10 protein-coding genes are annotated in these 12,947 nt (G+C 67.5%); 7 read left to right on the top strand and 3 right to left on the bottom strand.

Annotated elements, in window-relative coordinates; all coding sequences use genetic code 11:
- The first annotated feature begins 1,283 nt into the window (after positions 1-1,283).
- From dnaA to AB0F43_RS19360, 6 genes are all read left to right on the top strand, one after another.
- Entirely contained in the window at positions 1,284-2,876 is a 1,593-nt protein-coding gene (dnaA, locus tag AB0F43_RS19385; protein WP_360478809.1) for a chromosomal replication initiator protein DnaA, read from the top strand.
- A gap of 517 nt (positions 2,877-3,393) precedes the next feature.
- Positions 3,394-4,539 (top strand): DNA polymerase III subunit beta, encoded by a 1,146-nt coding sequence (gene dnaN / locus AB0F43_RS19380; RefSeq protein ID WP_360478152.1) that lies wholly within the window; start codon positions 3,394-3,396, stop codon positions 4,537-4,539.
- A gap of 26 nt (positions 4,540-4,565) precedes the next feature.
- Entirely contained in the window at positions 4,566-5,483 is a 918-nt protein-coding gene (gnd, locus tag AB0F43_RS19375) for a phosphogluconate dehydrogenase (NAD(+)-dependent, decarboxylating) (RefSeq protein ID WP_360478149.1), read from the top strand.
- A 1-nt stretch (position 5,484) separates the two neighbouring features.
- Positions 5,485-6,624, top strand: coding sequence for a DNA replication/repair protein RecF (recF, locus tag AB0F43_RS19370; protein WP_360478147.1), 1,140 nt, complete (start codon positions 5,485-5,487; stop codon positions 6,622-6,624).
- The gene (locus tag AB0F43_RS19365; RefSeq protein WP_360478144.1) at positions 6,617-7,186 is read left to right on the top strand and encodes a DciA family protein; all 570 of its coding nucleotides are present in this window, start codon (positions 6,617-6,619) and stop codon (positions 7,184-7,186) included. The genes recF and AB0F43_RS19365 overlap by 8 nt, the downstream gene beginning before the upstream one ends.
- Before the next feature lie 56 nt (positions 7,187-7,242).
- The gene (locus tag AB0F43_RS19360) at positions 7,243-8,583 is read left to right on the top strand and encodes a hypothetical protein (RefSeq protein WP_360478141.1); all 1,341 of its coding nucleotides are present in this window, start codon (positions 7,243-7,245) and stop codon (positions 8,581-8,583) included.
- 114 nt (positions 8,584-8,697) lie between these two features.
- On the opposite strand, the gene AB0F43_RS19355 is transcribed toward AB0F43_RS19360, so the two are convergent.
- Genes AB0F43_RS19355 through AB0F43_RS19345 form a run of 3 tightly spaced genes read right to left on the bottom strand, consistent with a single transcriptional unit; the run spans position 8,698 to position 10,477 of the window.
- Positions 8,698-9,264, bottom strand: coding sequence for a hypothetical protein (locus tag AB0F43_RS19355; protein ID WP_360478138.1), 567 nt, complete (start codon positions 9,262-9,264; stop codon positions 8,698-8,700).
- Entirely contained in the window at positions 9,261-9,854 is a 594-nt protein-coding gene (locus tag AB0F43_RS19350; protein ID WP_360478135.1) for a hypothetical protein, read from the bottom strand. The genes AB0F43_RS19355 and AB0F43_RS19350 overlap by 4 nt, the downstream gene beginning before the upstream one ends.
- Positions 9,851-10,477 (bottom strand): hypothetical protein, encoded by a 627-nt coding sequence (locus AB0F43_RS19345; RefSeq protein ID WP_360478132.1) that lies wholly within the window; start codon positions 10,475-10,477, stop codon positions 9,851-9,853. The genes AB0F43_RS19350 and AB0F43_RS19345 overlap by 4 nt, the downstream gene beginning before the upstream one ends.
- 354 nt (positions 10,478-10,831) lie before the next feature.
- On the opposite strand from AB0F43_RS19345, the gene gyrB reads away from it, so the two are divergent.
- A complete protein-coding gene (gene gyrB / locus AB0F43_RS19340; RefSeq protein ID WP_360478129.1) occupies positions 10,832-12,868 on the top strand; it encodes a DNA topoisomerase (ATP-hydrolyzing) subunit B in 2,037 nt (678 codons plus the stop codon).
- Positions 12,869-12,947 lie beyond the last annotated feature (79 nt).

The following is a 12,947-nucleotide window of genomic DNA, read 5'->3' as shown; positions in this document are numbered from 1 at the left end:
AATCCACTGATAGATCTGCCGCTGGTGTAGTCCTGCACACCACTCAAGAACCGGTTGTGGTCCCGCAGGGAGCGCAGCACGAAACGGCCGGCTCAACACCGACCGATCCACGGTACGTGGCGGCCTGTGGACAGGTCAAACCAGCCGTCCCCAGGGTTTTCCACAGGCTTGTGGACAGAATAGTCCGCACATGGTCGGTCAGGTGCTCATCACCGACCGCTGACACACCACGACTACGCTCCGACGTCTACCCGACACGCCGCAGGTTGCCCCCAATTTTGATCCATAGCCTGTGGATGACAGCTTGAAGCAGCATGGGCGGACTTGTTAGCGTCAGCCCCCTCACACCAGAGGTCCCGCATCCTGCAATCGGTACCCAAGCTGCTCCACCCGTCGTTCACAACTGTGGACAACCGTGTGGACAGTACGGCGGCCGCCTGCGGACAACCGTGGTCGCACCGAGCCGGGCAGGGTCCGGCGAGTACTGGCCGCATGGTGTCGGGTCTAAGGTCGCGCCACCCGGGTCACTGGAAAGCGCCGGCCACCGCAGCGATGGATTCGGGGAGCAACGCGTGGTCGAGGACCATTCCGCTAATGCGGAATTCACAGGGGACGCCGGAGCGGACGTCAGGCCGGGCATCACCCCCGAGCCGGATCCAGTGCAACGGGAGGACCCCGCCGAGGGCCTCACCCCAAGCCTTCCGAACTTCCCCGCCCAGGAAGAGCTCGGCTACCGGCCGGCTCCCGACGGCTACCGCTCCGACCTCGAGCGCGCCGCCACAGATCTCCCGGGCGCCGCGACAGATCACCCAACTGCGCCAACGGATCACCCGGCTGCCGCGACAGCCCGCCCGTCCGCGCCCCCCGAGCTCTCTGCCGGTACGCCGTACTTCGGTGCCGCACCCGCCGTCGCGGACAACCTGCGGTACGCCGACGTACAGAACGACAAATACTCGGTCGACCTCCCCCGGGCCGAGCGCTTCGGTCAGAGCGTGGCGTTCGAGGCAGAAGGCCCCCACCGGCAGTCGGCCGCCTTCGGTCACAGGGAGCCCCAGCCACCGCGGTACGGCGGTGACCCGCAACAGCCCCGTCACTACAGCAGTGAGCAGCAGGCCCCCCAACCTCGCTACACCAGCGACCAGCAGTACGGCGGTGAGCGCCACGCGCAGGGGTTCGCGAGTGGGAACCGGGGTGGGGACCAGACCCAGGCGGCGCGGAGCGAGGGTGATGGGCGTGCGGACGGTAGCGGCGGTACGGAGTCCCGGACGGAAACGGCCGGCCCGGTGACGGACCTGGGCGATGCCTGGACCCGCGTGCTCGCGGGCCTCCCGCCGAACCAGCGCGCCTGGCTGACGAACTCGCGGCCGGTCACGCTGCATGAGAGCACCGCCATCGTCGCGGTGCCCGACGACTTCACCCGCGGCCAGCTCGAGACCCGGCTCCGCCCGGACCTCGAACGCATACTGACCGAGAGCTTCGGCCGCGACATCCGGATCGCCGTGACGGTCGACCCGTCCCTCGACCCCGAGCTACGCGAACAGCAGGCATTGCGCGAGCAGCAGGCCAAGCAGCAGCAGCCGGCCGTCCGTGAGCCGCTGCGCACCGACGGAGCCTTCCAGCCGACGATCCAGTCCGCGCTGACCGATCCTGACACCACTGGTCAGCAGTACGGCCAGCCCGCACCGCAGCGCCAAGAGCCGAGCCAGCACTACGACCAGCCCACCGGTCCGGCTCCCCAGCTCGGCGCACCCCAGCAGTCGTACGGCCAGCCGCTCGGCTCGGTCGCGCCGCTGCCGAACGGGTCGGCCCCGACGCAGCCGGCCACCGAAGGGCAGGGCGAGGCCCGGCTGAATCCGAAGTACACCTTCGAGACCTTCGTCATCGGCAGCTCGAACCGGTTCGCCCACGCCGCCGCGGTCGCGGTGGCCGAGGCGCCGGGCAAGGCGTACAACCCGCAGCTGATCTACGGCGACTCCGGTCTGGGCAAGACCCATCTGCTGCACGCGATCGGTCACTACGTCCGCAGTCTCTACACCGGCGCCCGGGTTCGGTACGTCTCCAGCGAAGAGTTCACCAACGACTTCATCAACGCGATCCGCGACGACAAGGCGTCCCAGTTCCAGCGCCGGTACCGCGATGTCGACGTACTGCTGATCGACGACATCCAGTTCCTCGAGGGCAAGATCCAGACCCAGGAAGAGTTCTTCCACACCTTCAACACGCTGCACAACGCGAACAAGCAGATCGTGATCAGCTCCGACCGGGCGCCGAAACGCCTCGAGGCGCTGGAGGACCGGCTGCGGAACCGGTTCGAGTGGGGTCTGATCACCGATATCCAGCCGCCGGACCTGGAGACCCGGATCGCGATCCTGCGGAAGAAGGCGGCCACCGAGCGGCTGACCGCGCCGCCGGAGGTGCTGGAGTTCATCGCCAGCAAGGTGCAGACGAACATCCGTGAGCTCGAGGGCGCGCTGATCCGGGTCACCGCGTTCGCCAGCCTGAACCGGCAGCCGGTCGACCTGAGCCTGGCCGAGATCGTGCTCAAGGACCTGATCCCCGAAGGCAGCAAGCCGGAGGTCACGGCCAGCATGATCATGGGCCAGACCGCCTCGTACTTCGGTCTGTCGATCGACGACCTGTGTGGATCCAGCCGGAGCCGCGTGCTGGTGACCGCACGGCAGATCGCCATGTACCTGTGCCGAGAGCTGACCGACCTGTCGCTGCCGAAGATCGGGCAGCAGTTCGGCGGCCGCGACCACACCACCGTGATGCATGCCGAGCGCAAGATCCGGCAGCTCATGTCGGAGCGGCGCAGCGTCTTCAACCAGGTGACCGAGCTGACCAACCGGATCAAGCACCAGGCCAAGCAGCAATGACCGCGGCCGCGTCGAGAAGCCTGTACGCCGGGTGCTACGACGCGGTCACCGCAACCACACAGGCTGGGGATACTCCTGTGGATAACTGTGGGTATCGCGGTGGACACATCGGTGTGTGTTGTGGATTGGCTGTGGGGACAGAATCCGTCATCACCAGGCGTCCCAAGGCAGACCGAGATTCGTCCACACGCCGTCCCCAGGGCAAAATGCCGTCTGACCTGCGAACTCGTCGCTTTTCCACAGTATCCACCGGTGCTAAGAACCCTATGGAATCTGTAGAGAGTTCCCAGTCCACAAAACGATCGAGCGGCCCTTCCTGGGGAAAACCCCGGTCTCGCGCCGGTTTGACGTACCTGTCAGGCTGTCTTCAGAAGCACCGGAACACTGTCTTGAGAAGCGAAGAGAACGACGGCGACGCGACCCGCCCGAAGCGCCACGTCACGCCCGGTTGGCGCACAGCACACTCGTCCGTGGCAGGATCTGCCTGGCACACAGCCGAATCAGGAGGCACCCAGCGGTGAAGTTTCGCGTCGAGCGCGACGTACTGGCCGAGTCGGTGGCCTGGGCCGCGCGCAGCTTGCCCAGTCGTCCCAGCGTCCCGATCCTTGCCGGCCTTCTGGTCGAGGCCGAGGACGGGCAGATCACCCTGTCCGGCTTCGACTACGAGACCTCGGTCCGCGTCACCGTGCCCGCGCAGGTGGCCGATGCCGGCAAGTGCCTGATCTCCGGCCGCCTGATGGCCGACATCTCGAAGAGTCTTCCGAACCAGCCGGTGGACATCGCTGTCGACGGCGCCAAGGCACAAGTGACCTGCGGCAGTTCGCGGTTCACGCTCCAGACGCTTCCCACGGAGGAATATCCGGCTCTGCCGGAGCTTCCGGCCGCGAGCGGGACCGTGAAAAGCGACGTTTTCGCCCACGCCGTCGCCCAGGTGGTGACCGCGGCCGGCCGCGAGGACACGCTGCCGGTGCTGACCGGCGTCCGGGTCGAGATCGAGGGATCCACGATCTCGCTGCTGGCCACTGACCGCTACCGGCTGGCCATCCGTGAGCTCGAGTGGAACCCGCAGTCCCCCGACGCGTCCGCGGCCGCGCTGGTGCCGGCCCGGGTGCTGTCCGAGACCGCGAAGGCGATGACCGGATCGGACGTGATCGTCTCGCTGGCCGCGCCCGGCACCGGTGACGGCATCGTCGGCTTCGAGGGCCAGGTGTCCGGCGGCAACCGGCGCGCCACCACCCGGCTGCTGGACGGAGAGTTCCCGAAGGTGCGCGGCATCATCCCGACCGACGCGGCGATCGCGACCCGGGTCCGGATCGACACCGCGACCCTGGTCGAGGCGGTCAAGCGGGTCGCCCTGGTCGCGGAGCGGAACGCGCCGGTGCGGCTGACCTTCGGCGATGACAGCGTGACGCTCGACGCCGGCAGCGGTGACGAGGCCCAAGCGTCCGAGTCGATCGAGGCCCGGATCTCCGGTGATCCGGTGACCGTCGGCTTCAACCCGACGTACCTGCTCGACGGCCTGAACGCGATCGGCACGCCGGTCGCCCACCTGGCCTTCACGCAGGCGACGAAGCCGGCCGAACTGACCGGTGTGAGGGACTTCGACGGCGACCCGATCAGCGAGTTCCGGTACGTGCTGATGCCGGTCCGCCTGAACAGCTGAAAGCCAACAGAACAAGGGGATTCACGATGGAGCTCGGCCTTGTCGGTCTCGGCAAGATGGGCGGCAACATGCGCCAGCGGATCCGCAACGCAGGCCACACCGTGGTCGGGTTCGACCACAACCAGGACATCTCCGACGCCAAGGACCTCGCCGACATGGTGGGCAAGCTCACCGCCACCGATCAGCCGAAGGTCGTCTGGGTGATGGTTCCGGTGCAGGCCATCGATCCCGTCATCACCGAGCTGGCCGACCTGCTCTCCCCCGGCGACATCGTGATCGACGGCGGCAACAGCCGCTGGACCGATGACACCCGTCGCGCCGCACAGCTGGCCGAGAAGGACATCAGGTTCGTCGACTGCGGTGTCTCCGGTGGCGTCTGGGGCCTGGAGAACGGCTACGCGCTGATGTGCGGCGGCGACAACGACACGATCGCGACGCTGATGCCGATCTTCACCGCGCTCAAGCCGGAGGGCGACTTCGGGTTCGTGCACGCCGGCAAGGTCGGCGCCGGTCACTTCAGCAAGATGGTCCACAACGGCATCGAGTACGCGATCATGCAGGCGTACGCCGAGGGTTTCGAGCTGCTCGAGGCCGCGGACATCGTGGACAGCGTGCCGGAGACGTTCGAGTCGTGGCGTGAGGGCACCGTGATCCGGTCCTGGCTGCTCGACCTGATGGTGAACGCGCTGAAGGAAGACACCCACCTCGACAAGATCCGCGGGTACGCCGAGGACTCCGGCGAGGGCCGGTGGACGGTCGAGGCCGCCATCGACAACGCCGTGCCGGTGCCGGCCATCGCCGCGTCGCTGTTCGCCCGGTTCGCCTCCCGGCAGGAGGACTCGCCGGCGATGAAGGCGATCGCCGCGATGCGCAACCAGTTCGGCGGTCACGCGGTGAAGGGTGCCGAGGACCCGTCGTACGCGACGCCACCGATCAAGCACTGAGGTGTATGTCACCGCCCTGGGTCTGGTCGACTTCCGGTCCTACCCACAGGCGGAGGTCCAGCTCACCCCGGGCGTGACGGCCTTCGTCGGACCGAACGGCCACGGCAAGACCAACCTGGTCGAGGCGATCCACTACACCGCGACCCTCGGCTCGCACCGGGTGGCGAGTGACGCACCGCTGGTGCGCGCCGGCGCCACCCGGGCGATCGTGCGCACCGAGATCCGCAGCCAGTACGACCGGGACGTGGTCGTCGAGCTGGAAATCAATCCTGGGAAGGCAAATCGGGCCCGGGTGAACCGCTCGCCGGTGCCACGACCGCGGGAAGTGCTCGGACTGCTCCGGACGGTGCTGTTCGCACCCGAGGATCTGGCGCTGGTGAAGGGTGATCCGTCCGAGCGCCGCAGGTTCCTGGACGAGTTGCTGACGCTGCGGTCGCCGCGGATGGCCGGCGTACGGCAGGACTACGACCGGGTGCTCAAGCAGCGGAACTCGTTGCTCCGCAGCGCGTCGATGGCCCGCCGGCAGAACCGCTCGAGCGCCGCCGAGGGACAGTTGCGCACGCTCGAGGTGTGGAACTCGCACCTCGCCCGGGCCGGGTCCGAGCTCCTCGCGACCAGGCTCGAACTGCTGGAATCGCTTCGTCCACTGGTCTCCAGCTCGTACGACGCTGTTGCCCGGGGCAAGCATGATGCGCGGCTGGAGTACAAGTCCTCGGTCCACCTCGAGCCCGGCGTGGTTTCGCGGGAGCAGCTGGCCGAGGTGCTGCTGAACGCGGTACAGGAGAAGCGGCAGGACGAGCTCGAGCGCGGCGTGTCGCTGGTCGGCCCGCACCGCGACGATGTCGTACTCGGGCTCGGGGACTTGCCTGCGAAGGGGTATGCGAGTCACGGTGAGTCCTGGTCGTTCGCGCTCGCGCTGCGACTGGCGTCGTACGAACTGCTCAGAGCGGACGGGGGTGAGCCGGTGCTGATCCTGGACGACGTGTTCGCGGAGCTGGACTCGCAGCGCCGGGACCGGCTGGCCGAGCTGGTCGCGCCGGCCGAGCAGGTGCTGGTCACCGCGGCGGTAGGCGCTGACGTGCCTGCAGAACTCAGCGGAGCCCGCTTCGACGTCGGCGACGGGGTCGTCAGCCGTGCCTGAACCCCGGAATTCCTCTGAGAGCGGCTTCGAGAGCGAAGCGGCTCCGGACCGGCCGGGCGAACCTGAGCACGACAAGCAGGGATTGGACCTGGCGAAATCCCTGGCCGGCCGGCTCAAGGGGATGAGCCCGGTCAAACCGGTCAAGCGGACCCGCCGGCGGCCGCGGATCGACGGTGCGCAGATCAGCAGCGCCCGGCCGGACGATCGGGATCCGCAGAAGTTGACCAACACGCTCGGCCGGCTCATGCGCGACCAGGGCTGGGAGGTCGACGTCGCCGTCCACAGCGTGATGGCGCGCTGGCCGTCGATCGTCGGCCCGGAGATGGCCGAGCACTGCAAGCCGGAGAGCTACCAGGACACCGAGCTCACCGTCCGCACCGACTCCACCGCCTGGGCCACCCAGCTCAAGATGCTTGCCCCCGACCTCGTCCGTCGCCTCAACGCCGAACTCGGCGAAGGCACCGTCACCCGCGTCAACGTTCAGGGCCCCCACGCCCCGTCGTGGCGCAAGGGCCCGCGCACCATCCGAGGCGGCCGCGGACCCCGCGACACCTACGGCTGACCGGACCGTGGGAGCGGATTGCGAGAGCGACCCGGCGCTCCCCTAGGATCGGCGCGATGCGCACGATCGCCGAGGGCTTCAGCGAGATGGTCCACCTGATCGGAGACACCTTCCGACTGTGGTGGCGGAACCTGCTGCCCATGATGACCTGGTGGCTGGCCGGGTTCATCGGGTTCCACGCCTGTATGAACGCCGCGATCTGGCTGTCCGAGCATTCCCACTCGAGCATCGGCACCGGCGTCTTCTCGGTCGGTGTGCTGCTTCAGATCGCCGCCTCCGTCGGCATGATCCGGACCTGTGCGACCTCGCTCTACCGCTGGCGGGACGCGGCGCGGAGCGAGGCCGAGGAGACCTCCGACCCGACCCAGCAGAGCCTGATGGAACTGATGGCCGTCACGCTGCTTCCGCTGGTCGCGGTGTGGTCGGCCTGGGGCTTCCTGGAGGAGCAGGTCTCCCAGCTCAGCGCCACCAACCTGGTCGAGCGCGGGACCCAGGCGGGGTCGTCGTTCTTCGAACTGGGCGACGGCCGGTGGCACAACTATCTGCCCGCCATCGTCATTCTCCTGGTGCTGCGCCGGGTGATCGAGGCGGTCGACGACCGCTGGCCGAGCCGGCCGGCGAAGTTCGTCCAGGTCTGGGTCGAGGCGTTCTTCCTGCTCCTCACCGTCGTCGTCACGCCGTTCGCCGTCGACGACGCGAAGGACTGGTTCAAGGACCGGAACTTCTGGTACTGGTCGCTCGATTGGTGGGGCGGGTTCAAGGACTTCTTCGAGAACATCAACATCCCGGTCCCGGCTGGTATCGAGTTCCTCTGGGGCTTCTTCTGGGAGTCGCTCTGGCCGCTGTTCAAGCTCGGGGTCGCCGAGCCGCTGACCTGGCTGGCGATCACCACCGTGGTGTTCGGCCACCGGGTGCTGGCCAGTAGTGGGGTGTTTCGTGGCACCCGCGTGGAGCGGCGCCTCGGCGGTCAGCTCGAGCAGGAGGCGCCGAAGCAGAGCCGGGTGGTCGCGCTCACCAACAAGGCGCCGAACCTGGTGCTCGGTGGACTCCGGGAGAAGTTCTACCCGACCTTGAACGCGTTCCGGCTGCTGGTCCGGGTCGGGCCCGTCTTCCTCGGCGTGGTCTGCATGGTTTACACCTTCTGGCTGCTCGGTGAGGACTGGGCGTTCGTCGTGGTCCAGCGGTTGCTCGGTGTGCACGGCGGCGACTGGGGCCTGATGAACCACGAGATCGCCGATCTGATCCGGAGCCTGATCTTCGAGCCGCTGCGGATCGCGCTGCTGGCGGCCGCGTTCGACCTCTGCATCTCGGTCGGCAGCGAACGCCGCGCCGAGGCCGACCAGGCTGCCGAAGCCGCCGAAGCCGCGAAGCCCACCCCCGGACCCGTTCCCGCCTGAGGCGCGTCGCGGCCAGCCCCCGGTCCCGGCGTACGCCGGGGCCCGGCAACAGCTCAACGCACGACCGGAGCAGCTCGCGGCCATGGTGTCAGCGCGGTGGGCGGGCCCGAGGGATCAGGGGGTGAGGAGAGCGATCCGGCGTTCGCTGAGGTCCCCCACCATGATCCCGTTGAGGTGCGGTACGGCGGAGGCCGGTACGACGAAGAGCTGGGCGACCTGGCGCGACTTGTTCCGGGTGAAGGGGAACTCGTCGTCGGTGCAGTACGTCGGCAGCGGGAAGTCGGTGTAGACCTGCTGGTTCTCCCAGACGTTGCCCCGGTCGTCGTGCAGCTTGGCGTCGCAGGTGAAGCCGTTCTCCTCCATCCGCACACCGTCACGTGGCGTCACCGTCACCTTGGCCATGACGATCATCGAGCCGGCCGGCTTGGTCAGCGAGGTGATCTCCTTGCCTTCGGTGCCGACGAGCCTGGTGTACGCCTCCAGCGAGTCGAGTTTCCACTCGACGTCGCCGACGGTCACCGACGTGCCCTGGGGGACCACTTCGGTGATCCTGCCGTTGTTGTACAGCTGCTCGTCGTTGTCGACATAGCCGCGTGCCACCAGGAACGCGCTCGTGGACGCCAAGGCGAGCAGCAACGAGATCTGTGCGGCCAGCCGGGCCGCCCGGTCCGCGATCCTCATGACGCCACCCGTTCCACCGAATCCTGCACGACGTACTGCTCGGCGGCGCCGTCGAGGAGTTGCTGGGCCACGTCTTCGCTCGGGATGCCGAGGTCCACCTCGACGCGGTAGTTGAGCACGTTGTAGAACTGGACCGGATCGAGCTGCAGGGTCAGGCCTTTCACGTCGGTGGGGTTGACCTCGAAGACCGTCGCTCCGGACTTGGCGAAGCCGGGCTCGGGGAATCTGATGTCGTCGGCTTGGGCGACCGGTTCGTAGATCGTGCCGCCGTCCGCGACCAGGATCTCGTCGAAGCTGCCCGGATCCTTGACCCCGCGCGCGGCCTCCCATTCGACCGCGACGTACACACCGTTGGTATCGATCGGCTTGTCGTCACCGCCCGAATCGTCGGGGAGATAGGTCTTGGCGAACTTCATGCGGGTCACGGTGAACGTCGAGTCGTGGACCTTTATCGTCTCCCCGATCGTGCCCGACACCACCTGCAGCTCCTGCTTGTCGTACACCTGGTCCGGGGCGAGCAGGCGGGTCACCCCACCGAGCAGGACGAAGAGCACACCGACGAGCACGGTGGCCGGCCGATAGAGCTTCACTTGGTCTCCGTCCTGATCATCGCCGGGAGCCGGACGACCGCCACCGCTTCCTCGTTGTGCCAGTACGGATCCTCACTGACTCCGAGCAGACCGTTGTCGGACTCGTACTTCTCGCCGAGTACGCCGACCTCGACCTCGGTGGCCTTGAAATCCGCCGGGACCTTGAATTCGGTGAAGCAGCTTTCCGGCGGAAGCCCGTAGACCACCCTCCAGTGCAGCGTGTCCCGGCAGCTGTTGCCGTTCGACTTGACCGGCTCCGAGCCGTCGCCGGGCACCAGGCGGAGCAGGTCGCCGCTCACTGAATCGCTCTTCTGCTCTTCCTCGTCGATGTTCTTCAGCTCGAAGTGAACCTGCAGCACCGCCTCGGCCTCGCGGTACTCCGACTTCGGGGTGACGACGATCTCCGCCTTGGTGAAGTTGTACTCCCACTTGCCCGCGGTCACGGTGGCCGGCGCGGTCAGAGTGGGGACGCTACGGCCCTTCTTCTCCTTCCAGCCACCGGTGGCCAGCAGCACCAGGGCGAGGCCGACGACGAGGGCGATCGCGATCAGCCATTTGCGCCGGTGCCGGTGAATCACCCGGTCGGCGATCATGGCGTCGATGACGTCGTCGAGACTTTCCACGGCAGCGATCCTAGAGGGCCGTGGGTGCGCGACAGCCACCTGTCGGCCCGCACTGTGAGCGGTCTGGACCGGTCTGACTCGTCTCGCGGCCCAGGCCGGCTTACCCGAACCGTCCGGAGGCCGCTGAGCGCCCGTGAGCGCTTTTGAGCCCCCTACCCGCGAGAGGGGACATGGCCAGGAGGGAGAAAAGACGCCCTGTCCACAGTTTCGGGCGGCTGGTGGCAGGTTCTACTTCGCTCGACAGGTAGAATAAGTCGTGTAGAGCGAGCCGCACCTCTAGTAGCACTGTAGGGGGCGGCTTCCCACTGTGCCGCGATGCCTCGCGAACGCGGGGTCCGAGGAGGACAACACCCGGTGACCGACGAGCCGACCGAGATCGACGCCAACCAGTCCGCCGACCCCATCGGCACCGTCCTACCCGAAAGTGTGAGCCTCTCCGGCCTCGTGGATCGGGAGTACGACGCGAGTGCGATCCAGGTCCTCGAGGGCCTGGACGCGGTCCGCAAGCGACCGGGTATGTACATCGGGTCGACCGGTGAGCGCGGTCTGCACCACCTCGTCACCGAGGTGGTCGACAACGCGGTGGACGAGGCAATGGCCGGCGTCTGCGACCGGATCGTCATCACCCTGCTGCAGGACGGCGGCATCCGGGTCGAGGACAACGGCCGCGGCATCCCGGTCGGCATCGTCGAGTCCGAGGGCAAGCCGGCCGTCACCGTCGTACTGACCGTGCTGCACGCCGGCGGCAAGTTCGGCGGCGGCGGGTACAAGGTGTCCGGCGGTCTGCACGGCGTCGGTGTGTCCGTGGTGAACGCGCTGTCCACCCGGCTCCGCGTCGACGTCAAGCAGAACGGCAAGGAGTACACCCAGTCCTTCACCATGGGGGTGCCGGACGAGGAGCTGGCCGAGGTCGGCCCGTCCGACGAGCACGGTACGACGATCACGTTCTGGGCGAACCCGGACATCTTCGAGACCACGACGTACTCCTACGAGACGCTGTCCACCCGGTTCCGCGAGATGGCCTTTCTGAACAAGGGCCTCGAGATCGTCATCCGGGACGAGCGGCCGGACCACACCGAGGACGGCAACCCGGTCGAGCAGTCGTTCAAGTACGACGACGGCCTGGTCGACTACGTGCGGTACCTGACCGGTATCCGCGAGACCGTGCACCGCGACGTCATCTCGTTCGAGGCGTCGCACGACGGGAACAACATGAGCCTCGAGGTCGCGCTGCAGTGGAGCGGTTCGTTCCAGGAGTCGGTGCACACGTTCGCGAACGCGATCAACACCCACGAGGGCGGCACCCACGAGGAAGGCTTCCGGGCCGCGCTCACCTCGCTGGTCAACAGCTTCGGCGAGGACCAGGGCATGATCAAGAAGAAGGAGGACAGGCTCACCGGTGACGACATCCGGGAGGGCCTGACCGCGATCATCTCGGTCAAGCTGGCCGAGCCGCAGTTCGAGGGCCAGACCAAGACCAAGCTCGGCAACACCGAGGTCAAAGGCTTCGTCCAGCGGGTGGTGAACGACAAGCTCGGCGCCTGGTTCGAGCAGAACCCGGCCGAGGGCCGCGAGATCATCCGCAAGGCGACCGCGGCGGCCAGCGCCCGGATCGCGGCCCGCAAGGCGCGCGACCTGGCCCGCAACCGCAAGGGCCTGCTGGGCGGCGGCGGCCTGCCGGGCAAGCTGGCCGACTGCCAGTCGACCAACCCGGAGGAGTGCGAGGTCTACATCGTCGAGGGTGACTCGGCCGGCGGCTCCGCGAAGGGCGGCCGGGACCCGAAGTTCCAGGCCATCCTGCCGATCCGGGGCAAGATCCTGAACGTCGAGAAGGCCCGGATCGACAAGGTGCTGCAGAACAACGAGGTCCAGGCGATCATCTCGGCGCTGGGCACCGGTATCCACGAGGACTTCGACGAGGAGAAGCTCCGGTACCACAAGATCGTGCTGATGGCCGACGCCGACGTCGACGGTCAGCACATCCGGACCTTGCTGCTGACGCTGCTGTTCCGGTTCATGCGGCCGTTGATCGAGCGCGGTCACGTGTACGCCGCACAGCCGCCGCTGTACAAGATCCGCTGGAGCAATGCGACGCACGAGCTCGCCTACACCGAGCGGGAGAAGGACGGCCTGCTGGAGGCCGGCTTCGAGGCGGGCAAGAAGCTTCCGAAGGAGAACGCCACCCAGCGGTACAAGGGTCTGGGTGAGATGAACGCCCAGGAGCTGTGGGAGACCACGATGGACCCGGCCAACCGGGTGCTGCTGCAGATCACCCTGGACGACGCGGTCCGCGCCGACGAGACGTTCCAGACCCTGATGGGCGACGACATCGAGGCCCGTCGCAACTTCATCCAGCGCAACGCCAAGGATGTCCGTTTCCTTGACATCTAGCGCCGCCTCGACCTTTGACGGACCACCCCGGCCGCTCCCGGCCGGGACTCCGCCCGCGTGACCATCTCGACGTACGACT

The sequence above is a fragment of the Kribbella sp. NPDC023972 genome, from assembly GCF_040639075.1.
In the GTDB taxonomy this organism is placed as follows: domain Bacteria; phylum Actinomycetota; class Actinomycetes; order Propionibacteriales; family Kribbellaceae; genus Kribbella.
The sequence above is the reverse complement of the archived record's forward strand: the minus strand, read 5'-3'. Positions and strand labels throughout refer to the sequence as shown.

Coding starts and splice junctions, on each gene's coding strand:
- gnd (WP_360478149.1), top strand. CDS start 4,566: ATGGAGCTCGGCCTTGTCGGTCTCGGCAAGATGGGCGGCAACATGCGC.
- AB0F43_RS19360 (WP_360478141.1), top strand. CDS start 7,243: ATGCGCACGATCGCCGAGGGCTTCAGCGAGATGGTCCACCTGATCGGA.
- AB0F43_RS19355 (WP_360478138.1), bottom strand. CDS start 9,264: ATGAGGATCGCGGACCGGGCGGCCCGGCTGGCCGCACAGATCTCGTTG.